Raw genomic sequence first — 23,475 nt, 5'->3', positions numbered from 1 at the left:
CCTTCATTTTGCGGACGTCAAATACGCCCGCAGCCCATGCGTGAGCACGAATGGAAACACGCTCGCATGGTCTTCATCCGCAAAGACGCGCACGCGCGTCTTCAGGCCGGGGAACTTGCGCGATGTCAACTTTCCATCGAATTCGCGCAAGTCCGCCACCATGTCGGCATCTTCCTCCGAACGCGAACGCTTCTTGCCTGCCGCCAGCTTTTCCAGGCCGCCGATGCCGAAGAATACGGAGGCGGGCAAGTCCTTGTGGCTGGCCGCATACGCCTGTTCGCGGTCGAACATCACGCCGGCGTCGTACCACAGCGACGGACTGCCGAGGATGTAATGCTCGAAGGTGCGCGGTTCCGTCAGCAGGAATTGCAGGCCCAGCAGGCTGCCATACGAGTGGCCGATGAAGACCTTGCGCTGCATGTTCACGCGATAATGCTGTGCGATGAAGGGAAACACCTCGCCCGAGACGAACTGGCCATACGCCTTCGCTTCGCCGAACGCCGGTTGCCGTCCCGGCATGTCCGAACGGTAGTCGTGCTTGCGCGGCGTGGTCGGCGTGTAATCGCGGCGGCGGCTGTACACGCCGCCATCGCCGTTGGCGTACGACAGGCCGACCACCACCACTTCTTCCATCCCCGCATGCTTGCTCAGGCGCTGCGCGATATTGCGCACGACGGGAAATGCATAATTGGCGTCGACGACGAACAGCACCGGATAGCGCTTGCTCCCTTGCCGATAGGAATCGGGCAAGGCCACGTACAGCTGGTAGTCGCGCTTCAAGGCCTGGGCACGGATGTCGCGCACTTCCGTATTCTCAAGAACGTAGCCGGCAGGCGCGCTGGCGGGGGCGGCAAGGGCGCTGTTGAGCAGGCAGCAGCACGCAATCAGCAGGCTGGGAAGTTTCAAGTGGGTTTCCTTCATGAACGAATTGCTTATGGCTGGTTCGGTGTCCGACTACTTCGTCGCCGTCGCCGCCGTCAACTGCACCAGCTTGCGCTCGACAAACGCCTGCAGCTGCGGCGTCAGGGTTTGCAAGCCCCTGGCGCGCTCAAACGCCTGGCGCGCCTGCGTGGGATGGTTGTCGGCTTGCAAGGCGATGCCCAGGCCCATCCACCAGACGCTGTTGTCGGGCGCCGTCTGCAAGGCCAGCTGGTATTGCTCCGCCGCGTCGCGGTAGCGCTGTTCGCGCTGCAGCACGCCGGCCAGGAAGGCGCGGTAGTCGCCGTTGTCGCTGGCGTACGGCAAGCTGCGCGTCAGGGTGTCGAGGGCGGCCGCGCCGCCGTTGGGCTTATCCAGCTGCAAACGGGCCAGCATCATCGCCTGCGCCGGCTGTTTCGGGTCCAGCGTCAGGCTCAGCTGCAACTGGCGCGCCGCCTCGTCGGGGCGCTGCGCTTCGAGCAGCAGGCGCACCAGCGTTTCGCGCGCGCCCTGGTGGCGCGGGTCGAGCTGCAGGGTCTGCTGCAAGCCGGCCAGCGCCTCGGAAACGCGGCCATCCTGCAACTGCCCTAGGGCGCGCCGGTATTCGTTTTCCACGCGCTGCTGCGCAGTGACCTGTTTGCCGTCGATGATGCGTTCGCTGGCGGCGGGCGCTAGCGTCCTGGCAGGCAGCACGGCGGCAGGTTTGGCGACGGTTTCCATCACGCGACGCGCCTTGGCGGGCGCCAGCACCGCCACTTCCATCACGGGTTCCGGTTCGGCCAGTACAACCGGTTCCGCCACAACGGCCGCAACAGGCGCAGGCGCAACAGGCACAGAAGCAGGCACAGCTGCGGGCACCGGCGTGCTGGCCACATTGACCAGCATGGGCGGCACGGCCGGGCGTTTCAGGTAGACCCAGCCCAGGGCGATGGCAGCGGCCGTCAAGCCGGCCGCGCCGCCGAAGACCAGCGCGCGCGACACGCCGCGCTCGCGTTCCGGCACGGGGCGGATGCCGCCCGCGTCAGCGCGTCCATCCGGCGTGCCGCGCGCATCGAGGTCTTGCAACATCTTGTTAATCAGACTCATCTACAGGCTCATTTCCATCATCGGTTCAATAAAGTCCAGCTCACGCCACAGGCGGCGGCCAGCACGCCGGCGCCGGCCAGCCACGGCCAGGGCCGCTGCCAGTAGCGGGGCTTGCTGGACAGCGTGTCGCTGGCCGCCAGCGCCACGTGGCGGCCGCTGACCTGCTGCCGGCCTTCGCCATATGCCACCATCAGCGCCTTGTGCGCCATGATGTTGATCAGGCGGGGGATGCCGCCGGAAGCCTTGTACAGCCGGGCCACGCCGCCGCGGCTGAACAGGCGCGCGCCGTCGAATCCGGCCACGCGCAGGCGGTGCGCCACATAGAAATCCACGTCGTCGCGCGAGAGCGGCCCCAGGTGGTAGTGGAAGGTGATGCGCTGCGCCAGCTGGCGGATTTCCGGCAGGGCCAGCTTGACGTCGAGTTCCGGCTGGCCGAACAGCACGATTTGCAGCAGCTTGCGCTTTTCCGTTTCCAGGTTCGTCAGCAGGCGCAGCGCTTCCAGGCTGTCGACGGGAATCGCCTGCGCCTCGTCCAGGCACAGCAGTACGCGCTTGCCTTGCGCCGCCAGGTTGAGCAGGCGCAAGTTAATGGATTTAAGCAGTTGATGCTGATCAGCATCTTTCTCCAGCAACACGTCGAGGTCGTCGGCCAGGGCAAGGATCAGCGAACGGGGCGGCAAATTCGGATTCGGGATGTAGGCCGTGACGAAATCCGCTCCCAGCGACTGCATGAACTTGCGGCACAGGAAAGTCTTGCCGGTGCCCACTTCGCCAGTGATCTTGATGAAGCCCTCGCCATTGCGCGCCGCCACCAGCAGGGTGTTGAGCGCCTTTTGCGACTGCGGGCCATTGAAAAAGAAACTGGTATCGGGCGTGAGGCCGAACGGCGCCTCGCGCAAGCCGAAATGGGCCTCGTACATTTAGCGCCGCTCCCCGAGGCTGCGCGGATCGAGCGCCTCGATGCGCTTGCCCGATTCGAGCAAGTCCTCGTTCCAGCTGTTGGCGCCATCGACGATGGTCGGCTTGATCAGCACCACCAGTTCGCGCTTCTGGATCACCTGCCCCGTGTTGCGGAACAGCGCGCCGAGCACGGGAATGTCGCCCGCGCCCGGCACTTGCGAGCGGTCCGCCGTCGTCGCCTGGCGCATCAGGCCGCCGATGGCGACGATGCGCCCGTCCTGGCTGCGCACCATGCTGTCCATCTCGGACGTGCTGGAGGCGGCCAGCGGCAGCTTCAGCGAACCGGCGCTGCCCAGGTCGATTTCCTTGTTGATGGTCGTCACCTGGCTGACGGACGGGTGCACGTGCAGGATGATGTTGCCATCCGCATCGATCTGCGGCGTCACGTCGAGCACGACGCCGGAAAAGAACGGCTGCAGGGTTACGTTGGGGCTGGTGGTGGCGCCGCTGGCCGTCGTATTCGTGGTGGTCGACACGCCCGTCACGTAGAACTCGTCCGTGCCTATCTTCAGCACGGCCTTCTGGTTGTTCATGGTGGCGATGCGGGGGCTCGACAACACGTGCACCGTGCCTTGCGACTCCAGGAAGGAAATCATGGCGGCAAAGTTGGCCGTCTGAAACGCCAGGCCGAACATGGAGCCGGCCGCCGTCGCCGCCGAGCTGAGGCCAAAGCCGCTGCTGGCCGTCAAGCCGTTGCCGGTGGTCATGTTGGGCGGCTTGCCGCCATTGAACGGCAGTGGCGCCAGGGTGCCGCCCGGCTGGATGAAACCGGTCGAGATGCGGTTCGTGTGGCCGCTCTTGATCGAGGCGAACGAGGCCCAGTTGATGCCCGTCTGGAAGTCGCTATTGAGCTGCACTTCGAGAATTTTCGCTTCCAGGATCACCTGGCGGTCGACGGACAGCTGCGTGGCCTTCAGGTACATGTCGACATTGCGCAGCTCTTCCGGCATGGCGCGGATGACGATCACGCCCGACTGCGGGCTGAGCACCACTTGCCGGCCGCCTTCGGCGCTGCCGACGATGGCTTCCAGCGACATCTTCAGCTCGCGCCAGAAATCCGCGTTCGAGGTGGTGGTCAGGTTGCTGCTGTCCTCGCCTGGTACGAGGCCGCCCGGATTTTGCACGGTGTTGTTGTTGCCGTTATTGCCCGTGCTGCCCGAACCGCCCGACGTCGTCGCGCCCACGGACGAGACCGACGTCGACGAGACGCGCAGGTTGGAGCTGCCCTTGCGCGCGCCCGTCAGGTAATTCACGTGGAACAAACGCGTCTGCATGGTCAGCGGCTTGATGTAGATCTGCGTGCCCTCGACCTTGTAGTCGTAGCCATACAGTTCGCGCACGGCGTCGAGCGCCTGGAACAGGGTCACGTCCTTCAGGTTGGCGGAAATCGTGCCGCCGATCTCGGGATGGACCAGCATGTTGTAGCGCGTGCCGGCCACGATGGAGGTAAAGAACTGGCGCGCCGGCACATTGTTGAAGGCCACGTTGAAGCGCTCGTCGAGTGCCGCGCGGGCCTTCGGCAATTGCTGGGCCAGGGCCGCGACGGGCGGCAGCAGCGCCGCTTCCACGGCGTCCGGCTGGGCCGCCGGCGTGGTGGTGGCCGCCGCGCCTTTCACAGCATCGTTAATCGCGTTGTAGGTATCGCGTTTGACGGGTGCGACATTGCAGCCGCCCAGGCCCAGGCTGACACTGATTACTGCCGCCATCGTGCTGATCTTGAACATGCTCGCCTTGTGTTGATTGAATTGCTTGGCCACTTCGTCTACTCCTGCTTGCGGTCGGTCTTGCGGTCGGTCATCTTGTCGGTCTTGCTGTCCGGATACAGCTTGAAGGTTTCCAGCGATTTGCCGCGCCGCAGCAGCACGGCCGTGTCGCGGATATCCGTCACCACGGCGTCGCCCACCTTGCTGCCGACGCGCACCACCTGGCCATCGATGACGGCCACGCGGCGCCCGCCCGGCTTGCTGGAAATGAGCACCGACTGCAGCTGCGGCCGCGCCGGAGCCACGGCTGCGGCGCCCGCGGGCGCCCACAGGGCCGCGGGCGGACGCGTGGGGTCGTCCAGAGCCTGCGCCTGCGCGCCGCCCCAGGCCAGGCTCAGCACCAACAGCGACGCCAGCAGCGCGCGGCCAGTGGTCGCTGTCGTCAGAGTGCGATCCATGTGTCATCCATGCTGAGGGTATATAAAGTCAGGGTCAGGGTGGCGTCGGGATAGCTTTCCGCCGCCAGGTGGGCCTTGCCCCAGAACACGCGGGTCGGCATCGCTTGCAGCGCCTGCATGTATTGCAGCATGTCCGCATAGCTGCCTTGCAACACCACTTCCACGCCATGCCGGTGCAGCAAGGCCGCTGGTGCCTTGGCCGCGTCCGCCTTGGCGGCCGCATCGGCCGGCTGCGCCGCTGCCGCAGGCGTGCCCACGCTGTCGCCAGGCAAGGTTTTCAGCGACACGACGCGCAGCCGCGCATGCTGGCGCAACAAATGCTCGAGCAAGGTGACCATGCGTTCGGGCGCCACCAGGCCATGCTGTTTCTGGCGCAGACCATCCTTCAAGGTGTCCGTTTCCGCCAGCACGGCCGTCAGGCGGGCGCGCGCATCCCGGTCGGGATCGGTGGCGTGGGCCAGCATGGTGAGTTCGATTTCCTTGTCCACGGCGGTCAGCAGACTTTGCTTTTGCGCCATGCTCGCGTCGAGCGCCGCCCGCTGGGCGAGCAAGGGACTGAAGGACATGAAATAAAACACGAACAGCACGGCGGCGGCGCCCGCGCCAAAGACCATCACCCGTTCGCGCAGGCTCAGCGCATCGAAGGCCGCAGCCCATTTCTTCAGCAGCGGCAGCATCAGCGCACCCCTCCCGCTGGCGGGGCGGCCACGGCCGGAGCCGGACCTGGAGCGCTGGCCGCCGATTGCAGGCTGAACGCCACATACGGCTGTGCCGGCGCCTTGCCCTGCGTGGGCGCCGGCTCGTCCGGCGGGCCGATATCGAGGCTGGCAAAGGTCTTGCCCTTCAGCATTTCCTGCTGGCCCAGGCGCGTGATGTACGCGGGCAACAGCGCCGCGTGCAAGGCGCGGCCCTGCAAGCCGATGGCATTGCCGGCGCCGGCGATGTCGATGCCCGTCAGCCACACGCCTTCCACCCTCGCTTGTGCCAGCGCGCGGAAATAGCCGGCATAGCCCAAGGTATTACCCAGTTCGCCGCTGGCCAGCACGGCGGAGGCATCCTGCAGCAACTGGCGCTGCGCCTCGGCCGCTTCCACCTGCTGCGCCAGCGCCGGGTCTTTCTTGCGCGGAGGAAAATCACGCAAGGCCTGGTCGCGCTTTGCCTCCGCTTGCGCCAGCGCCGTCTTGACGCCCGCTTCGCGCTGTTCCAGGTCCGCCAGCGAACGCTGGCCCAGCACGCTCAAGCCCAGCAAGCCCAGCGTCATGACGCCGAGGATCTGGCCCGCCGCGCGCGCCGACATCTGGTGTTTTTTCTGTTCGAACTGGGGGTTGAACAGATTGATCTGCTGGCTCATGCGCCCTTCCCTTCGCTCTTGCCCTGCTCGCGCAAGGCGGCGCCCAGCGCCAGGAAGTAGCGCGCCTGCATGGCCGGGTCGCGCAGTTCGGCAACCTGGCTCAGGTCCAGCACGCTGGCCAGGTCCAGCCGTTCGACCGGCATGTAGAGATTGTCGGCCAGGTAGCCGTGCAAGCCCTCGCTGGCGCCCGTCATCAGCATCAGGCGCGAGAGGGAAATGAAGTGAAACTGGCGGTCGAAATGGTCGAACGAGCGCTGCAGTTCCAGGGTGACGCGGTCGTAGTACTGGCTGGCCTCGGGCGCCTGCAATTGCGCCAGGTTCACGTCGATGCGGCGTGCCTGGTACAGCTCGCCATTGAAGCTCATCGTCAGCAAGCCGCCATCGCCGTCGAAGGACAGCACGGCGATGCCGCGGCCCGGCGTTTCCAGCAAGGTGGCGATATTGCGCTGGGCCATTTCCGGGATATCGATCACGGACAGGCCGAGCTTGCATTGCGCATACAACGCCTGGCGCCGCGACACGGCAGCGTTGCGCGCGGCGACGGCAAACACGCTGCTGCCGCGCTGCACGCCGTTCGGGTCGCCTGGGATATCGAACACGTCGATGGTGGCCTCGGCCAGGGGAAAGTCCAGCATGTCCTTCAGGCGCCAGCCCACGGCCGTCTTCAATTCCTCGCGCGGCACGGCTGGCGCTTCCAGCGACAGCAACTGGTATTCGCCGCCGGCCAGCACGGTGGTGCAGTGGCGCGTGGCCGCCTGCAAGTCTTTGCCCAGTTTTTCCAGCGCCTCGGCAGGGGCGGGACGCTCGGCCGCCTGGTAGCTGGCGCCCAGCACGCGCGGCATGGCGCCGGCGGGACGCTCGACGACGACGGCGCTGACGCCTTCACGGCCAAACGCCGTCGCCAGCCATCCATCGTATTTTTTTGCTCTAGCGAATAAACCCATGCGTACTATCCAGTGTAAGTGCCTGCCCGATCTTGTCGCGCAGATAATGCAGCAAACCAATTTTAATTCATGAAACCAACTTTATTGTGTAAAAACAACAAATTAGCGATCTTTTTTTGTCAGCGAATCCTCACAGCGACAGCACGGCTTGCAGGCGGCGCTGCACGTAATCGGCGTTATTGCCCGGGTTCGGGCAGCGCGGCGCGGCCGCGGCCGGCTGGTTGCACGCCGTGGCTGTGATGGTCCAGTTGGCCAGCGTGCCGGGCCCCGTGGCCGTGGTGCATTGCACGCTGACGGTAAACGCGGACAGTGTCGTGCCCGTCGGTAAGGTAAACGCGGCGGGCGCGATGCAGGCCGCACCGGGCGCCAGGCCGGCGGCCAGCTGCCGCTGCAAGCCCCACTCGAGGCCCGCGCGCGCAGCCTGCTCGGCGCGCACGCCCTGCACGTCCATGGCCGACTCCGTCTGCTGGAAGGTCGAGACATTCACCATCACGGCCGCCAGACCGGCCAGCACGACCAGCAGGAAAATGGCCGTGACGAGGCTGAAGCCGCGCATGCGGTGCGCGTGCAAGCCCGGAGCGGACACGTGCTTCATGGCGTATTCCTCGCTTGTACCTGCTGCACCAGGCGCACGACGCCCGTGTTGCTGTTCGCCGCGCCCAGGCTCAGGCTGACATTCACCAGGCCCCGCTGCACATTCGCCAGCACGGTGTAACTGAAACTGCAGCCGGCCACCTGGCGCGCCAGCAGGGCCGCCTGCGCGCCCGCCAATGGCGCGGCCGTCTCGCTGAGCGGCTGGGTTGCCGCGATGGCATAGCCGGCGTAGCGCGTCAGCGTGCCCCGCTGCGTGTCGCAGGCGTAGGTGACGGGCGTCGTCACCACCTGGAAGCGGTTCGATGGCGAGGGCTGCGGCGCCGGGCTGGTGGCGAACGGATAGCTGCCGAGCGTGACGAGGGTGCCCGCCACGGCCGTGACCTGCGCCCGGTTGCAGCCATTCGCGGCGCTGCACGCATAGGCATTGTTCGGCCCGTACAGCTGGCCCAGGTTATACACGACGATATGGTCGCCCACGGCGATGGCCTGGCGCGTGCCCAGCGCATCGGCCGGCGCGGCGCCGATGATGGTGAAGCTGCCCGTATACGTCCTGTCCGGGTCGAAGCCCAGCACGTCGCCCAGGCCCGGCGGATCGCCGTCGCTCAGGTAGCGCCCGCCCGTCTTGGTCAGCAGCAATTCCAGGAACTGGCCATCGGCCGACACGCGCACGCTGTTGGGCAGCGCCAGGCGCACGTCGCGCGTGAGGCGGCGCGCCGCCGTATCGGCCGTATCGGCCAGGGCCGCGCGGGCCGTGGCATCCACATAGCCTTGCACGGGCACGCGGATGAAGACGGCCACCATGGCGCCGATGATGCCCATGATGACGATCACGATGACCATCTCCACCAGGGTAAAGCCGCGCGCGCGGCGGAAGGGAAGCGGAAAATGTCTCATGGGATGCTGTTCGGCGCATAACGCACGCGATAGCCGTCGAGCACGATCTGCTGGTCGGCATACGGCACCCTGACCTCGATGCGCAGGCTCTCGGTGGCGGCGATGCCGTTCAGGGCCGCCGGCGTGATCGTCACCCAGGCCGTATACGGCTGGCCGGCGCCGGGCACCCAGGCAGTGCCCTGCGCATCCGTCGTGTAAGCCGTGGCCGTACCGTACGCGGCCACATAATCGTTGACATTGTCGAACGGCCGCGGCACGCCGCCCGCCTCCTGTCCGACCGCTTCCGGGATGGTGCAGCCGGCCGGGCCAGTGGCTGTTTCCGCATTGGAGTCCTGCGGATCGCAGTACGTGAAGCGCGCCAGCTGGATCTCTTCCAGCATGCCTTCGGCAATGGCCAGCGCCTGCTTGCGCAGCTGCGGATCGGCGCTGTGCCGCGTCGTCACGGTCATCACGCCCAGGATGGCGGCCGCGGCCACGCCGACGATGACGATGAACAGCGCCAGCTCGATCAGGGTGAAGCCGCGCTGGCGCCGGCCGGGGCGCGGCATGTCAATACACATAGCCGGTCTCCCCTTCCACCATGATGTTGCGCGCCGCGCCATCGCCCGCGATGCGCAGGGCCAGCCGGGCGGGGAAAGTCGATGGCGCGGGGAAGACGTTCGCCAGCGCGTAGGGCCGGCCCAGCGCATCGAAATAGAAGCCGGGCGTATTGGCGGGCACGGTGGACAGGGCCACGCTGGCCGGACGGCCTTCGCACAGCCAGTTGCGCTGCCCGTCGCAATATTGCAGGGTTTCATTGCTGCCGCTGTTGCTGCCCGTGGCCGGCAGCACCCGGTTGGCGGCGCTGCAGGCCGCGTCGAAGCACAGGGCCACGCTGTTGGCGTCGATGCGCACGAAGACGGCGCGGTTTTGCGCCACCGCCAGCTTTTGTCCATAGCGCACGATATTCGTCGCCTGGTCGGCAAAGCCGCGCGCATCGAAGGTGTCGCGCTGGAAGAAGCGGGAAGCAGCAAAGGTGGTGATCAGGCCCACCATTACCAGCACGGCCACCAGTTCGATCAGCGTGAAGCCGTGCGCGCGCGCCTGCCGCGGCAACTGTTGCCGCCGTGCTTCAGGAAATGCCGTGAACTGTGGTGCTGGTCGCAAGGGATGGCCCGTAAAAAAGCCCAACTGGCCAAGCCTGGGGTTGGGCTGGTGGTGCGCAAGGAAGGCCGGCGCGGGGCCTGGCGTTCCTTGCAGATTGCTCAAATATTACTTGCAGGTATTTTTGTCTGCCGCGATATCAATGACCGGTGCGCCGCCTGCAGCGGTTGGCGCCGTGTAGGTCACCGTGCAGGTGCTACGCGTGGCATCCGGGGTCACGACGAAGCCTGCCGTGGTGGCGATCACGTAGTCTTTATTGCTGATGCCCGCAGCCTCGCCGATGCCTGCCGCGGTTGCCGCAGGGTAGCCAAACGCACCGTCGATGTCCTTGCCTTCCATTTGCACTTTCGGCGTATCGACGCCGCCCTTGACCAGCCATTGCGCGTGGTACAGCGCGGAACCGGCCTTGATGGCGCCGGCGGCCGCCTGCATCTTGGCCACGCGCGCATCGGTCGACATGTCGACGAATTTAGGAATCGCCGTCGCCGCCAGGATGCCCAGGATGACGATGACGACCACCAGTTCGATCAGGGTGAAACCTGCCTGGGCGCCGCTTTTGAAACTACGTAAGGATTTATTCATACCTGCTCTCCAAAATCAATTTAAAAACATCAAACTAAACATGAAACTGTCGCTGCACGGGACTCAGTGTGCCACCGGGTCCGGCAATTTCCACACCACAATATCGGGTTCCTGGGCGAGCTTTTCAATATCGGCGTCTGCACCCGGCAAGGTTACCTTAAATTTCACTGGATCAACACTTGTGGGGGAAAAAATATTGCCATTACTTAACAAATAGATGATTTTTTGTTCTTTTTTATCGTACAGCCAATTCCCTCCCGGCAATTTATCGAGCGCCGGCTGCTCAAACTCGCCCAGGTAATTGGCAGGCTTCTCGGCCAGCCAGTCGAACGGGTTTTGCCGCGCCAGCGCCGGCAGCTGGTCGCGCCGGTCCGCCAGGTACAGCTGCAGCACCTGCACCCGCAGACTGGTGCGCAAGACGCCCAGCATCTGCGCCACGGACGTCTGCTGCGCCTGCTGCTGGTAGTAGGCCACGCGGCTGAGGAAGACCGTCACCAGCAGGGCGAACACGGCCGCCACGACGGCCAGTTCGAACAGGGTAAAACCGCGCTGGCGGGCGGGCGCGGCCATCAGTGCAGGGCCGCCCTGCCCAGGTCCCAGATCGGCAGGAAGATGCCCAGCGCCAGCACCAGCACCATGGCGCCGAGGAAGACGATCAGGATGGGCTCGATCTGCGCCGACAGGGTTTTCAGCTCGTAATCGACTTCGCGCTCGTACATGTCCGCGATCTCGTCCATCAGGTCGTCCAGCGAACCGGACTCCTCGCCCACGGCGATCATCTGCAGCACCACCGGCGTGAAGACACCGGCCGCCACCGAGGTGCGCAAGATGCTTTCGCCCCGCTCGACGCCGTCGCGCATCTGTTCCACGCGCGCGCTCAGGTAGGTGTTGTCGACGGTTTGCGACACCACCGTCAGCGCCTGCACGATGGGCACGCCGCTCGTGCTCGACAGGGCGAAGCTGCGCGCGAAGCGGGCCATGGTGCCCTTCAGGATGATCTTGCCGGCGATCGGCAGGCGCAGCTTGGCGCGGTCCCACTTGTACAGGCCATCCTTCGTGCGCAGCCAGGCGCGCCAGCCGAAGAAGCCGCCCAGCGCCGCCATCAGCAGCAGGGGCCAGTAGGTGACGGTAAAGCGCGAGGCGCCGATCAGGATGCGCGTCATCAGCGGCAGCTCGGCGTGGAAGCTGGCGAACACCTTCTCGAACTGGGGAATGACGAAGATATTCACCACCACCATGGCCGCGATCATGGCAAACACGACGAAGGTCGGGTAGCGCGTCGCCGTCTTCACGCGCGCGCGCATGTCGCGGTCGAATTCCAGGTGGTCGAACAGGCGCAGGAAGACTTCGTCCAGGCGCCCCGTCATTTCGCCCACGCGCACCATCGACAGGTAGAACGGCGTGAAGACCGCCGGGTGGCGCGCCATGGCGGCCGACAGCTCGCGCCCCGCGTCCAGCGATTCGCGCACATCCTTGATGATGCGGCCGAACGCGGGACTGATGGCCGATTCCTGCAAGCCGGCCAGGCCGCGCATGATGGGCACGCCCGCCTTGAGCAGGGTGTACAGCTGGCGGCTGAACAGCTGCACGTCCATGGGCGTGACTTTTTTCTCGGTCAGCCTGGCCCACCAGCCCAGCTGGTTGGCGCCGGCGCCCGTCACCGTCTGTTTGGTGGCGCTGATGTCGACGGGCGTGATGCCGCCCGCCATCAGCTGGTCGGCCACGGCGCCGCTGTCGGCGCCTTCCATCACGCCGGTCAGCAGCTCGCCGCTGGCATTGCGCGCCTTGTAGGCAAAGAACGGCACGTCAATCCTCGCTCTGGTTGCTGATGCGCATCGCTTCAAGCACCGTCGTGCGGCCCTGCACCACCAGCTGCACGGCGTGGCGGCGCAGGGTCTCGCCCGCCATCTGCGCCGATGCCACCTTCATGAAATGCGACGGATCGGCATGGTTGGCCGCGTCGGCCACGGCGCGCGTGATTTCCAGCAATTCGTAGACGCCCGTGCGGCCCCGGTAACCCATGCCATTGCAATGCGAGCAGCCCTTGCCGTGGAAATACTGGTTGCGCTCGACCAGCTCGCCCAGTTCCAGGCGCAGCCATTCGTATTCGTTGGGCGTGGGCGCGTACGGCGTGCTGCAGCTTTCGCAGATCACGCGCACCAGGCGCTGCGCCAGCACGGCTTGCAGCGAACTGCCCACCATGTAGCGGGGCACGCCCATGTCCATCAGGCGCAGCGGCGTGCTGATGGCGTCGTTCGTATGCAGGGTCGACAGCACCAAGTGGCCCGTCATGGCGGCGCGCAAGCCGATTTGCGCCGTTTCCTGGTCGCGCATCTCGCCGACGAGCACGATGTCGGGATCCTGCCGCAGGGCCGAGCGCAGCACGCGGGCGAAGTTCAGCTCGATCTTGTCGTTCACTTGCACCTGGTTAATGCCGGGCAAGCGGTATTCGACGGGGTCTTCCACCGTGATCAGCTTTTTTTCCACCGAATTGAGTTCGGCCAGCGCGCAGTACAGGGTCGTCGTCTTGCCGCTGCCGGTGGGGCCCGTCACCAGCACGAGGCCGTTCGGCCGGTGCACGATGGCGCGGAACCGGTCCACCAATGCGGGCGGCATGCCGATGGCGTCCAGGCGCAGGGTCGTGCCGCCCTGGTTCAGCAGCCGCATCACCACCGATTCGCCGTACTGGGTCGGCATGGTCGAGATACGCACGTCGATGCGCTGGTTCTTCACGCGGATGGCGAAGCGGCCATCCTGCGGCAGGCGTTTCTCGGAAATATCGAGGTCCGACATCAGTTTCAGGCGCAGCGCCAGCGAACTGGCGATCTTGCTGTCGGCCTCCGTCTGCAGATGCAGCACGCCGTCGATGCGGAAGCGGATCTGCAGCCGGCCCTCCTGCGGCTCGATATGGATGTCCGAGGCGCGCACCTGCGTGGCATCCTCGAACACGGATTGCAGCAGCTTGACGATGGGCGCCTCTTCCAGGCCCGGATTGACGGCCAGCGCGCCAAAGTCGACGGAGACGTCGCCCAGGTCCTGCTCCAGCTCGCGCGTCAGGGTGGAAATATCCTCGGTGCGGCGGTAAATGCGGTCGATGGCGGCCAGCACTTCCGTCTCGTTGACCACAGCCAGTTCGATATGCCGCTTGACCAGGCGCGCGATCTCGTCGTACGCGAACAGGTCGGTCGGATCGGACATGCCGACCAGCAAGCCCTCGCGGCGGTCTTCCAGCACCAGCGCGCGGAAGCGCCGCGCCTGGGTTTCCGGCAACAGCCGCACCAGTTCGGGATTGATGTTGAAAAACTTCAGATTGATGTAGGGAATGTCGAGCTGGCGCGCCAGCGCGCCCGAAATCTGCTCTTCCGTGACAAAGCCGTGCTCGACGAAGACGCGCCCCAGCTTGCGCCCCGAGCGCTTCTGTTCCGTCAAGGCCTGGCCCAACTGTTGTTCCGTCAGCAATTTCTGCTGCACCAAAATTTCACCGAGCCGGACTTTCTCTGGCCTTGCCATGCTTGCTCCTCGACAGATTCGACAGACGATGCACGCCAACGGCGTGCGCTGGTATTTTATTCCAGAACCTGTTGTTTCTTAAAGAAAATACATTCCATCGTTTGATATTTGCGCATTTCCGCAGACGACAAGGAAACACTTGCCGGGCGCCGGAACGCATGGCAATAATGGCGGTCGTTCACCGTCCCCATCCACCATTGCCCCTATGAACGCCTGCGCCATCGAGTACCACAACGTGCACAAGCAGCTGGCCGGCAATGCCGTCCTGCGCGGCGTCGACCTCGACATACGCGCCGGAGAGCTGTTCGGCCTGGTGGGCGTGAATGGCGCGGGCAAGACCACCCTGCTCAAATGCCTGCTCGATTTCTGCACGCCCGACCTGGGCAGCATCGCCATCTTTGGCCAGCCGCACCGGCACAGCGCGGCGCGCCAGCCCATCTCCTTCCTGCCGGAACGCTTCCAGGCGCCGCATTACCTGACGGGCGGCGATTTCCTGCGCTACCTGTTGCGTTTGCACAAAGTGCGCTACGACGAGGGAGCCGTGCAAGCGGCCATCGCCGCGCTCGACCTGGCGCCGTCCGCCCTGAGCCGGCCCGCGCGCGACTATTCGAAAGGCATGATGCAGAAACTGGGACTGGCTGCCTGTTTATTGTCAGGCAAGCCGCAGCTGGTGCTCGATGAACCGATGAGCGGACTCGACCCGAAGGCGCGCGCCCTGTTCAAGCAGGCGCTGCGGCAACTGCGGGCACAGGGCCGCGGCGCCCTACTCACCTCGCATGCGCTGGCCGATATCGACGAACTGTGCGACCGCATGGCCATCCTGCATGAAGGCCGCATGTTGTTTACGGGTACGCCGGCCGAATGCCGCGCGCGCCACGGCGGCGCGGCCGATGCCAGCCTCGAGCAGGCGTTCCTGAACTGCATCGCGGCATGAAGCCCGCAAGGTCGCCGCACGGCATGTACCTGGCCCATTTCGGCTTGCGCACGGCCCCGTTCGGCATAACGCCCGATCCCGCCTTCTTTTATCCGGGCAATACGCGGGGCGAGCTGCTGGCCGCGCTGCTGTACGCCGTCACGCAAGGCGAAGGCATCATCAAGCTGACGGGCGAAGTGGGCAGCGGCAAGACCATGCTGTGCCGCATGCTGGCCGAGCGGCTGCCGGCGCCGGTCGATGTGCTGTACCTGCTCAACCCCAGCTTGGAAGCGGACGAGGTCATGCACGCCATCGCCGCCGAGCTGGGGCTCGACACGGCCGGCCATGGCGCCGATGCCGTGCTGCGCGCCCTGCACGGCGAACTGATCGCCAGGCATGCGGCGGGCCGCCAGGTGGTGCTGCTGGCCGAAGAGGCGCAAGCGATGCCGGTGGCCACGCTGGAAGCGCTGCGCCTGCTGACGAACCTGGAAACAGCCAGTCACAAGCTGCTGCAAATCGTGCTGTTTGGCCAGCCGGAACTGGAGCACACGCTGGCCCTGCCGCAGCTGCGGCAATTGAAGGAGCGCATCACGCACAGCTTTACCGTGCCGCGCCTGCCGCCCTCCCTGCTGGGCGACTACCTGGCATGCCGGCTGGCGGCCGCCGGCCGCGCCACGCCGCTCGTCTTCACGCCGCAGGCGCTGCGGCGACTGGCCCGCGCGTCGCAGGGAATCGTGCGCAGGATCAACATCCTCGCCGACAAGGCCTTGCTGGCCGCGTACGCCGACGATGCGAAGCAAGTGGCGGCGCGCCACCTGCGCCTGGCGATCGCCGACAGCCCGTTCGGCACGCTCGGCCCCGCGCCATGGCATGCCGGCACGCTGCTGGCGCGCGCCTTGATCGCCGTCATGCTGCTGCTGGCCGGAGCGCTGCTGTGGCAATGGCTGGCGCCGTTGGCGGCAAGCCCCCCTGCCCCTGTGTCGATGGCACGGCCGGCAGCGGATACAGGCACAGGCGCTACAGGCACAGGCGCGCCGGCGACGGCGGCAGTGCGCACGGATGGACAAGCGCCCGCACCGACGCCCGCACCGCTGGCAACACCGGCGCCGACAGGTGCGCCGGCAAACGTGCCGGCTGGCAGCATGCCAGGCACACGGGCGGGCAAGGCGCCAGGCACATCGGATACAGCACATACACCAGGCGCCGCATTCGCATTCGTATCGGCGCCGGCCACCGCCGCAGCATCGGCACCGGCACCGGCACCGGCATCAGCACCGGCGTCAATGCCGTCATCGGCGCCGCCCGTCAGGTCAGCCAGCGCGCCAGCATCGATATCGGCATCGGCGGCGCCACTGCTGGCAACAGCCAGTGCGCCGGCCGGAGCAGCCAGCAGCAGGCCGTCACGCAGCGAAGCACGCGCCCAGGCCAGCCCCGGGCCAACGGCGCCCGCACAGCGGCCGGCACCCACGCCGCTGCTCGACAGCAGCCTGGCCGCATCGCGCGCATGGCTGGCGCGGCAAGAACCGCAGCAGCTGGTGCTGCATGTCGCCAGCATGCCCGCCAGCGACGCGGCGACGGCGGAAGCATTCCTGCAACAAGCGCAACAAGCCATCGGCTTGCGCGACATCCACGTCTTTCGCCTGCGCGCCAAGGTGCCCGACGCGCCAGACGCCACGCTTGCCGCGGCACAGGCAGATCTGCATGCCGGTGCGCGTGCCACTGCCAAAACCAGCGCCCATACGCGCGCCAACGCGGTCAAGGACACGCCGGCAAGCGCCGCTTGGCGATTGGCCATCGTCTATGGCAGCTTCGCCGACCGCGCCAGCGCACAGGCCGTGTGGGCGAGATTGACGACTACCTCACCACAGAGACCATTACTCAGCAACATCGACAGTATCCGCAAGGAAATGATATCCATTTCCCAGGAAAAACCCTGACGTGGTGGTTACCAACTTTATTTGTTCATATTCCCTCCCGGGCCTGCACACACGATTGCTTTTAGAGGATCATGGTGGTTAAAATTGCAAAAGCACAACACGACTCCAAGGGCGAACTTTTCATGACTCAACACCCTATTCCTGTGCTGGCCTCTTGCGTCACCGTTGCATGCTGCGCCATGCTGGCCGGCTGTGCTTCGCATCAAATGCCCGTATCGCCCGGACATATCAATGAAGCACCGCGCCCCGCTGGCGCCATTCCCGAACCCGTGCAGCAGAGCAGCGTGCTGGCCGCGCCACTGCCGGCCGCCAAGGCCGAAACCTACAGCGTCACCGTGCACAAGGTGCCCGTGCAGTCGCTGCTGTTCGCGCTGGCGCGCGATGCCGGCATGAATATCGACATCCACCCGCAGATCGACGGCAGCGTGACGCTCAACGCGCTGAACCAGACCCTGCCGCAATTGCTCGCGCGTATCAGCAAGCAAGTCGATATGCGCTACGAAATCGATGGCAAGAACCTGCTGGTGCTGCCCGACGCGCCCGTCTGGCGCAACTACAAGATCGATTATGTCAACATGGCGCGCAGCACCAACAGCAGCGTCAATATCGCCACACAGATTTCCACGGCCGGCGGCGGCACGAATAGCGGAAACAATCCGAATGGCGGCAACCAGGGCGGCAGCAACGGCAATAACAATTCGACTACCCTGGTGGTGAATCGTTCAGAGAATAATTTCTGGTACAGCCTGGAAAGGAATATCCGCGACTTGCTGCGCGAAACCACGCTTAACGATGTGCAAGTCGATCCGCTGGCGCAGCTGAACCAGCAACTGACGACGATGCAAGGCCAGCAGGGCCAACAGGGCCAGAACCAGGGCGGCAACCAGCCTGTGCCGGGCCAGTATGGCGGGCAATATGGCGGCCAGTACGGCAACCAGCTCCCGCAGCAGAATGGCGGCCAGTATGTGCAAGGCCAGGCAGCGCCGGGCCAGCAGCAGGCCAACCCCGGCGCGAACCAGGCCCAGCCCACGGATGCGAACGGCATGCCCCTGTTAAAACTGGCCAACAAGGGCAGCCCGTCGTCGGTGGTGGTCAATGTCGAGGGCGGCTTGATCGCCGTGCGGGCCACGGGCCGCCAGCATGAGAAAATCGCCGAATTCCTCGACGTCGTGCTGCACAGCGCCAAGCGGCAAGTACTGATCGAGGCGACCATCATCGAGGTACGCCTGAGCAATGAATACCAGCAAGGCATCAACTGGTCGCGCCTGACGGGCAGCCTGAGCCTGACCCAGAAGCAAGTGGGCACTACCCCGCTCAGTAGCGGCGTCGTGCCCGGCACCACGCCCGGCCTCTTCGTGATTAATTACCTGAAAGACAGTTTTACCACCACCATCCAGCTGCTGGAATCGTTCGGCAAGGTGAAAGTGCTGTCCAGCCCGAAGATCAGCGTGCTCAACAACCAGACGGCGATGCTGAAGGTGGTCGACAACAATGTCTTCTTTACCATCAAGGTGACGCCGGCCGTGATCAGTTCGACCGGCACCATCACCACGCCGGCCACCTATGAATCGAAGCTGGAAACCGTGCCCGTGGGCTTCGTCATGAGCGTCACGCCGCAGATTTCCGACAGCGATGAAGTGACCTTGAACGTGCGCCCCACCATCACGCGCATCGTCGGCTATGTGCAGGATCCGAATCCGGCCCTGGCCACGGCCAGCGTGGTCAGCCGCGTGCCCGTGATCCAGGCGCGCGAGCTGGAATCGATCATGAAGGTGGGCAATGGGCAGATCGCCGTGATGGGCGGCCTCATGCAGGATTCCATCGACAATGCCAAGGATGGCGTACCTGGCCTGTCCAGCCTGCCCGTGGTGGGCAACTTGTTTACCTATCGTAACGAAGCAAGCAGCAAGACGGAGCTGGTGATCTTCATGCGCCCCGTGGTGGTCAAGGATGCCAGCATCGACGGCGATTACCGCGACTACCGCTATCTGCTGCCGGGCCAGGCGCCGCTGAACACCCAGCCGTATTCGGATGGGCAGCCCGCTGCGGCCGTCCAGCCGCAGGCCCGCCTGCAGGGAGATGTCCCATGAGCTTGCTCATGCAGGCGCTGAAGAAAGCCGAACGCGCCAAGCAGAACAGCCTGCACGAGGACGAACTGGAAAAACCGTCCGAAGCGTACGACCAGGTGCTGGCACTGGCGCCAGCCGATGCCGCGCCATTGCGGCCGGCGCCAGCCGCCGCGCCACCGGCGGCGCCGTCAAGCACCCTGAGCCTGGAACCGCTGGCCGAGGCGCCGGCGCCTTCAGCGGGACCGACACCGACACCGACACCGACGCCCGCGCCGCCGGCCACACCCCAAGCTGACCCCAGCGCGGCCCAGCCGGGCGCGGGACCACGTCCCGAGGCGCCGCGCGCGCGCAGTGAAGCGCCGCCGGCCCGGCCACGCCCCGCGGCCGGCGCCAGCCGCAGCAAGACGCCGCCGCGCGGCCCCATCAGCGTCGATCCGGCCACCGTGCGCCTGGCCGTGCTGCTGGCCATCCTGCTGCTGGTGGCCGGTTCCATGGCTTACTGGTACTGGCGCGCCAGCAACAGTCCTGGCGCGGGCGCCAACCTGCCCGGCGTGCCCATGCCGCTGACGGATGCCCCGGGCACGGCCGGCGCCGCCGGTCCCATCCTCGTCTTGCCCGGTCCAGGTGCGGCAGCGCCAGCCACCGCAGCGGCCACCGCGCCGGAATATGCGCCACCCGAGCCGCGCCACGAGGCGCGCAGCCCGTCAGCCGCGGCGGAACAGCAGGCGATGATACAGGCGGCGGCCCAGGCGGCCGTGGCCGCGCAGCTGGCGCAGCAGCCTCCGCCTGCACAGCCCAGCCTGCCGCCCGTGATGGCGCCGGACAACAGCCAGATCCAGGTGCTGCGCAACGCGCCCGCGCCGCAGGTCCATCCCGGCGTGCAGCAGGCGTATCAGGCGCTGAACGGCGGTCAGCTGGGCACGGCCCGCCAGCAGTATGAAGCCGTGCTGCAGCAGGACGACAGCAACCGCGACGCGCTGCTGGGCCTGGCGGCCGTGGCCCAGCGCGAAAACCAGGGCGCGCAGGCGGCGGCGCTGTACGTGCGTTTGCTCGAAATCAATCCCGACGATGGCGTGGCGCTGGCGGGACTGATCGGCTTGCGCCAGGGCGACGTCGTGCAGAGCGAAGCGAAATTGAAAGCCATCCTGGCCCGTTCGCCCGACAGCGGCCCCGTCTTGTTTGCACTGGGCAATGTGTACGCCAAGCAGCGCCGCTGGTCCGAGGCGCAGCAGCAATTCTTCCGCGCCTACAGCGCCGTGCCCGGCAATCCCGATTATGCCTTCAACCTGGCCGTCGGCCTGGACCGGCTGAACCAGCCGAAGCTGGCCGCCACCTATTACCAGCGCGCGCTGGTCCTGGCGCAAACGGCGCCGGCCGCCTTCGACCGCGCCGTCGTGCAGACGCGCTTGCGCGAACTGGGCGGCGCACCTACGGCGGCCTCCTCCGCCGCGCCCGCCGACCCGGCCATCGTCATCATCCGTCAGGAATAAGCATTACATGGCAGAACAAGCAAAACTTCCACTGGGCAAGCTGCTGATCCAGAAAGGCGTGATCAGCGAAGACCAGCTGCGCATCGCCCTGATCGAGCAGAAACGCAGCAGCGAACCGCTGGGCAAGCTGCTCATCATGCTGGGCTTCGTCACGGAAGCCACGGTGCGCGAAGCGCTCAGCGAAAACCTCAAGCAAGTCAGCGCCGACCTGTCCAGCCTGGTGGTCGACGCCATCGCCCTGAAACTGATCCCGAAGGACGTGGCCAAACGCTACCGCGTCTTTCCCATCGTCTACGAGCGGCAAGCCGACAATCTGATACTGGCCATGGCCGACACCAGCAACATCGTTGCGCTCGACCAGATCAGCGCCATGCTGGTCAAGGGCATCACGATTTCCACGGTGCTGGTCAACGAATCGGACATTTCGCGCGCCATCGACCAGTATTACGGTTTCGAGCTGTCGATCGACGGCATCCTGCACGAGATCGAGACGGGCGAAGTCAATTACCAGAGCATGGCCTCGCCTTCGGACGAGTACAGCCAGCCCATGGTGCGCCTGATCGACGCGCTGCTGGCCGATGCCGTGCAAAACAGCGCGTCCGACATCCATTTCGAGCCGGAACAGTCGTTCCTGCGCATCCGCTACCGCATCGACGGCATCCTGCGGCAAATCCGCAGCCTGCACAAATCGTACTGGCCGGCCATGGCCGTGCGCCTGAAGGTGATGTCGAACATGAATATCGCCGAGGCGCGCGCGCCGCAGGACGGGCGCATCAGCATCAAGTTTTCCGGCCGGCAAATCGATTTCCGTGCCTCGGCGCAACCGACCACGCATGGCGAAAACTTCGTGCTGCGCGTGCTGGACCGGCAAAAAGGCATCGTCCCGCTCGACGCGCTGGGCCTGGCCGAAACGGAACTGAACCTGCTCAAACTGATGATCGCCCGCCCCGACGGCGTCATCCTCGTGACGGGGCCGACGGGCAGCGGCAAGACCACCACCCTGTATTCGATACTCAACCATATCAATACGGAAAGCGTCAACATCATGACCCTGGAAGACCCGGTCGAGTATCCGATGAACATGATACGCCAGACCTCGGTCAACGATTCCGTCAAGCTGGGCTTTGCCGACGGCATCCGCTCGATGATGCGGCAAGACCCGGACATCATCCTGGTCGGCGAGATCCGCGACCGCGAAACGGCGGAAATGGCCTTTGCCGCCGCCATGACGGGGCACCAGGTGTATTCCACCCTGCATACGAGCTCGGCCATCGGCTCCGTCTCGCGCCTGCTCGACATCGGCATCCTGCCCGACATCATGGCCGGCAACATCATCGGCATCGTGGCGCAGCGCCTGGTGCGCCGCTTGTGTCCGCATTGCAAGGAAACGGCGATCGCCGACGACGTCGAGCGCCGCCTGCTGGGCCTGGCGTCCGAAGCGCCGCCGGTGAGCATCTGCCGCGCCGCCGGCTGCGAGCGCTGCGCGCACCAGGGCTACAAGGGACGGCTGGCCATCATGGAAATCCTCAAGATGACGGCCGACCTCGATGAATTGACGGCGCGCCGCGCCAGCTTGCGCGAACTCAAGGCCGCCGCGCGCGCGGCCGGCTTCAAGGCCCTCGTCGACGATGGCATACGCCGCGTGCGCGAAGGCGTGACGACGCTCGAGGAAGTCGCCCGCGTCGTCGACCTGACGGATAGGCTCAGCTGATGGCGCAATATGTCTACCGCGCCATGGATGCCGCCGGCGAGATGATTCCCGGCAGCATGGAGGCGGCCAATGTGCCGGACCTGGAGGCGCGCCTGCACCGCATGCAGCTCGACTTGATCGACTGCAAGATCACGGGCCAGTATCTGGTGTTGCTGGGCAAGCGGGTCATCCACCGCCGCGACCTGATCAATTTCTGTTTCCACATGGAACAGTTGACGGGCGCGGGCGTGCCCATCCTCGAGGGCTTGAACGACTTGCGCGAAAGCACGGATCACCCGCGCCTGCGCGAAGTCGTCACGGACCTGATCGAGAGCATCGAAGGCGGCCTGCCCCTGTCGGGGGCGCTGGCCCAGCATGGCGACATCTTCGACGCCACGTTTACCAGCCTGATCCTTGCGGGAGAGCAAAGCGGCAAGATCGCCGACGTCTTCAAGAACCTGTCGGAAAGCCTGAAGTGGCAGGATGAGCTGGCTTCGCAGACGCGCAAGATCGTCATGTATCCGGTCGTCGTCGCCGTGGTCGTGTGCGCCGTGACGTTTTTCCTGATGATTTACCTGGTGCCCCAGCTGACGGCCTTCATCCGCAACATGGGCGGCGAACTGCCGCTGCACACGCGCGTGCTCATTGCCGTGTCGAATGTGTTCATCGATTACTGGTATGTGCTGCTGGCCTTGCCCCTGCTGCTGTTCTTCGGCCTGCGCGCGGCGATCCGCCGCAGCGAGGCGGCCCGCTATGCGTGGGACGGCTTGAAACTGCGGCTGTGGCTGGTCGGCCCCGTGCTGCACAAGATCATCCTGGCCCGTTTCGCCACGTTTTTCGCGCTGATGTATGCGTCCGGCATCACCATCCTCGAATGCATCCGTTTGTCCGAAGGCATCGCCGGCAACCAGGTGGTGGCCGCCGGCCTGCGCCGCGCCGCCCGGCTGATCAGCGAAGGCCATGGCGTGACGGCCGCCTTCCAGCACACGGGCATCTTCCCGCCGCTGGTGATCCGCATGCTGAAGGTCGGTGAAGCGACGGGTTCGCTCGACACGGCCTTGCGCAATGTCAGTTATTTCTACAACCGCGAAGTGAAGGAATTGATAGAAAAAGTGCAAGCCATGATCGAGCCGACGATGACGGTGATCCTGGGACTGCTGCTGGGCTGGATCATGCTCTCGGTGCTCGGTCCCATCTACGACACCATCAGCACTATCAAAACCTGAGGCCGCC

22 protein-coding genes are annotated in these 23,475 nt (G+C 65.5%); 6 read left to right on the top strand and 16 right to left on the bottom strand.

Going from position 1 to position 23,475, the window contains the following annotated elements; genetic code table 11:
• Window positions 1-3: 3 nt before the first annotated feature.
• From AC1RDJ_RS04270 to AC1RDJ_RS04195, 16 genes are all read right to left on the bottom strand, one after another.
• Window positions 4-906, bottom strand: coding sequence for an alpha/beta hydrolase (locus AC1RDJ_RS04270; protein WP_232251224.1), 903 nt, complete (start codon window positions 904-906; stop codon window positions 4-6).
• 48 nt (window positions 907-954) lie between these two features.
• Window positions 955-2,004: a tetratricopeptide repeat protein gene (locus tag AC1RDJ_RS04265; RefSeq protein ID WP_493026588.1), complete on the bottom strand. Its 1,050-nt coding sequence runs from the start codon at window positions 2,002-2,004 to the stop codon at window positions 955-957.
• Window positions 2,005-2,021: 17 nt separating this feature from the next.
• A complete protein-coding gene (locus AC1RDJ_RS04260) occupies window positions 2,022-2,924 on the bottom strand; it encodes an ExeA family protein (RefSeq protein WP_071323192.1) in 903 nt (300 codons plus the stop codon).
• A complete protein-coding gene (gene mshL / locus AC1RDJ_RS04255) occupies window positions 2,925-4,688 on the bottom strand; it encodes a pilus (MSHA type) biogenesis protein MshL (protein ID WP_289886172.1) in 1,764 nt (587 codons plus the stop codon). It abuts the gene before it with no gap.
• 38 nt (window positions 4,689-4,726) lie between these two features.
• On the bottom strand, window positions 4,727-5,125 hold the full coding sequence (locus tag AC1RDJ_RS04250; RefSeq protein WP_071323191.1) for a hypothetical protein: 399 nt from the start codon (window positions 5,123-5,125) through the stop codon (window positions 4,727-4,729).
• Entirely contained in the window at window positions 5,110-5,802 is a 693-nt protein-coding gene (locus AC1RDJ_RS04245) for a type II secretion system protein M (protein WP_071323190.1), read from the bottom strand. Before AC1RDJ_RS04245 ends, AC1RDJ_RS04250 begins: the two co-directional genes overlap by 16 nt.
• Window positions 5,802-6,476, bottom strand: coding sequence for a PilN domain-containing protein (locus AC1RDJ_RS04240; protein ID WP_493026587.1), 675 nt, complete (start codon window positions 6,474-6,476; stop codon window positions 5,802-5,804). The genes AC1RDJ_RS04245 and AC1RDJ_RS04240 overlap by 1 nt, the downstream gene beginning before the upstream one ends.
• Window positions 6,473-7,420 (bottom strand): agglutinin biogenesis protein MshI, encoded by a 948-nt coding sequence (locus tag AC1RDJ_RS04235; protein WP_493026586.1) that lies wholly within the window; start codon window positions 7,418-7,420, stop codon window positions 6,473-6,475. The genes AC1RDJ_RS04240 and AC1RDJ_RS04235 overlap by 4 nt, the downstream gene beginning before the upstream one ends.
• A gap of 130 nt (window positions 7,421-7,550) precedes the next feature.
• Window positions 7,551-8,015, bottom strand: coding sequence for an agglutinin biogenesis protein MshP (locus AC1RDJ_RS04230; protein WP_493026585.1), 465 nt, complete (start codon window positions 8,013-8,015; stop codon window positions 7,551-7,553).
• Window positions 8,012-8,908: a prepilin-type N-terminal cleavage/methylation domain-containing protein gene (locus AC1RDJ_RS04225; RefSeq protein WP_493026584.1), complete on the bottom strand. Its 897-nt coding sequence runs from the start codon at window positions 8,906-8,908 to the stop codon at window positions 8,012-8,014. The genes AC1RDJ_RS04230 and AC1RDJ_RS04225 overlap by 4 nt, the downstream gene beginning before the upstream one ends.
• Window positions 8,905-9,468 carry a type II secretion system protein gene (locus AC1RDJ_RS04220; protein WP_071323185.1) on the bottom strand — a complete coding sequence of 188 codons (564 nt, stop codon included), beginning with the start codon at window positions 9,466-9,468 and terminating at the stop codon, window positions 8,905-8,907. Before AC1RDJ_RS04220 ends, AC1RDJ_RS04225 begins: the two co-directional genes overlap by 4 nt.
• A complete protein-coding gene (locus AC1RDJ_RS04215) occupies window positions 9,458-10,054 on the bottom strand; it encodes a pilus assembly FimT family protein (protein WP_493026583.1) in 597 nt (198 codons plus the stop codon). The genes AC1RDJ_RS04220 and AC1RDJ_RS04215 overlap by 11 nt, the downstream gene beginning before the upstream one ends.
• Before the next feature lie 105 nt (window positions 10,055-10,159).
• Window positions 10,160-10,633, bottom strand: a complete 474-nt coding sequence (locus AC1RDJ_RS04210) for a prepilin-type N-terminal cleavage/methylation domain-containing protein (RefSeq protein WP_493026582.1) — start codon at window positions 10,631-10,633, stop codon at window positions 10,160-10,162.
• Between the two features lie 63 nt (window positions 10,634-10,696).
• Window positions 10,697-11,203 (bottom strand): type II secretion system protein, encoded by a 507-nt coding sequence (locus AC1RDJ_RS04205; RefSeq protein WP_493026581.1) that lies wholly within the window; start codon window positions 11,201-11,203, stop codon window positions 10,697-10,699.
• The gene (locus AC1RDJ_RS04200) at window positions 11,203-12,438 is read right to left on the bottom strand and encodes a type II secretion system F family protein (RefSeq protein ID WP_071323182.1); all 1,236 of its coding nucleotides are present in this window, start codon (window positions 12,436-12,438) and stop codon (window positions 11,203-11,205) included. Before AC1RDJ_RS04200 ends, AC1RDJ_RS04205 begins: the two co-directional genes overlap by 1 nt.
• Before the next feature lies 1 nt (window position 12,439).
• Complete coding sequence (locus AC1RDJ_RS04195; protein WP_071323181.1) at window positions 12,440-14,143, bottom strand: GspE/PulE family protein; 1,704 nt, start codon at window positions 14,141-14,143, stop codon at window positions 12,440-12,442.
• Window positions 14,144-14,348: 205 nt separating this feature from the next.
• Here AC1RDJ_RS04195 and AC1RDJ_RS04190 point away from each other — a divergent pair, with 205 nt between their 5' ends.
• From AC1RDJ_RS04190 to AC1RDJ_RS04165, 6 genes are all read left to right on the top strand, one after another.
• The gene (locus AC1RDJ_RS04190; protein ID WP_071323180.1) at window positions 14,349-15,077 is read left to right on the top strand and encodes an ABC transporter ATP-binding protein; all 729 of its coding nucleotides are present in this window, start codon (window positions 14,349-14,351) and stop codon (window positions 15,075-15,077) included.
• Window positions 15,074-16,993: an ExeA family protein gene (locus AC1RDJ_RS04185; RefSeq protein WP_493026580.1), complete on the top strand. Its 1,920-nt coding sequence runs from the start codon at window positions 15,074-15,076 to the stop codon at window positions 16,991-16,993. Before AC1RDJ_RS04190 ends, AC1RDJ_RS04185 begins: the two co-directional genes overlap by 4 nt.
• A 122-nt stretch (window positions 16,994-17,115) precedes the next feature.
• On the top strand, window positions 17,116-19,083 hold the full coding sequence (locus tag AC1RDJ_RS04180; protein ID WP_493026579.1) for a type II secretion system protein GspD: 1,968 nt from the start codon (window positions 17,116-17,118) through the stop codon (window positions 19,081-19,083).
• A complete protein-coding gene (locus AC1RDJ_RS04175; protein WP_493026578.1) occupies window positions 19,080-20,552 on the top strand; it encodes a tetratricopeptide repeat protein in 1,473 nt (490 codons plus the stop codon). Before AC1RDJ_RS04180 ends, AC1RDJ_RS04175 begins: the two co-directional genes overlap by 4 nt.
• A 7-nt stretch (window positions 20,553-20,559) precedes the next feature.
• Window positions 20,560-22,263 (top strand): GspE/PulE family protein, encoded by a 1,704-nt coding sequence (locus AC1RDJ_RS04170; RefSeq protein WP_493026577.1) that lies wholly within the window; start codon window positions 20,560-20,562, stop codon window positions 22,261-22,263.
• Window positions 22,263-23,468, top strand: coding sequence for a type II secretion system F family protein (locus tag AC1RDJ_RS04165; RefSeq protein ID WP_071323177.1), 1,206 nt, complete (start codon window positions 22,263-22,265; stop codon window positions 23,466-23,468). The genes AC1RDJ_RS04170 and AC1RDJ_RS04165 overlap by 1 nt, the downstream gene beginning before the upstream one ends.
• Window positions 23,469-23,475 lie beyond the last annotated feature (7 nt).

The organism is Janthinobacterium sp. GW822-FHT07H10, assembly GCF_058798675.1.
This window is presented reverse-complemented; position numbering and strand designations above follow the sequence as displayed.

Bases quoted from the DNA above. Each gene is read 5' to 3' on its own strand.
- AC1RDJ_RS04265 (WP_493026588.1), bottom strand. From the start codon at position 2,004: ATGAGTCTGATTAACAAGATGTTGCAAGACCTCGATGCGCGCGGCACG.
- AC1RDJ_RS04260 (WP_071323192.1), bottom strand. From the start codon at position 2,924: ATGTACGAGGCCCATTTCGGCTTGCGCGAGGCGCCGTTCGGCCTCACG.
- mshL (WP_289886172.1), bottom strand. From the start codon at position 4,688: ATGTTCAAGATCAGCACGATGGCGGCAGTAATCAGTGTCAGCCTGGGC.
- AC1RDJ_RS04250 (WP_071323191.1), bottom strand. From the start codon at position 5,125: ATGGATCGCACTCTGACGACAGCGACCACTGGCCGCGCGCTGCTGGCG.
- AC1RDJ_RS04245 (WP_071323190.1), bottom strand. From the start codon at position 5,802: ATGCTGCCGCTGCTGAAGAAATGGGCTGCGGCCTTCGATGCGCTGAGC.
- AC1RDJ_RS04240 (WP_493026587.1), bottom strand. From the start codon at position 6,476: ATGAGCCAGCAGATCAATCTGTTCAACCCCCAGTTCGAACAGAAAAAA.
- AC1RDJ_RS04235 (WP_493026586.1), bottom strand. From the start codon at position 7,420: ATGGGTTTATTCGCTAGAGCAAAAAAATACGATGGATGGCTGGCGACG.
- AC1RDJ_RS04230 (WP_493026585.1), bottom strand. From the start codon at position 8,015: ATGAAGCACGTGTCCGCTCCGGGCTTGCACGCGCACCGCATGCGCGGC.
- AC1RDJ_RS04225 (WP_493026584.1), bottom strand. From the start codon at position 8,908: ATGAGACATTTTCCGCTTCCCTTCCGCCGCGCGCGCGGCTTTACCCTG.
- AC1RDJ_RS04220 (WP_071323185.1), bottom strand. From the start codon at position 9,468: ATGTGTATTGACATGCCGCGCCCCGGCCGGCGCCAGCGCGGCTTCACC.
- AC1RDJ_RS04210 (WP_493026582.1), bottom strand. From the start codon at position 10,633: ATGAATAAATCCTTACGTAGTTTCAAAAGCGGCGCCCAGGCAGGTTTC.
- AC1RDJ_RS04205 (WP_493026581.1), bottom strand. From the start codon at position 11,203: ATGGCCGCGCCCGCCCGCCAGCGCGGTTTTACCCTGTTCGAACTGGCC.
- AC1RDJ_RS04195 (WP_071323181.1), bottom strand. From the start codon at position 14,143: ATGGCAAGGCCAGAGAAAGTCCGGCTCGGTGAAATTTTGGTGCAGCAG.
- AC1RDJ_RS04190 (WP_071323180.1), top strand. From the start codon at position 14,349: ATGAACGCCTGCGCCATCGAGTACCACAACGTGCACAAGCAGCTGGCC.
- AC1RDJ_RS04185 (WP_493026580.1), top strand. From the start codon at position 15,074: ATGAAGCCCGCAAGGTCGCCGCACGGCATGTACCTGGCCCATTTCGGC.
- AC1RDJ_RS04180 (WP_493026579.1), top strand. From the start codon at position 17,116: ATGACTCAACACCCTATTCCTGTGCTGGCCTCTTGCGTCACCGTTGCA.
- AC1RDJ_RS04175 (WP_493026578.1), top strand. From the start codon at position 19,080: ATGAGCTTGCTCATGCAGGCGCTGAAGAAAGCCGAACGCGCCAAGCAG.
- AC1RDJ_RS04170 (WP_493026577.1), top strand. From the start codon at position 20,560: ATGGCAGAACAAGCAAAACTTCCACTGGGCAAGCTGCTGATCCAGAAA.
- AC1RDJ_RS04165 (WP_071323177.1), top strand. From the start codon at position 22,263: ATGGCGCAATATGTCTACCGCGCCATGGATGCCGCCGGCGAGATGATT.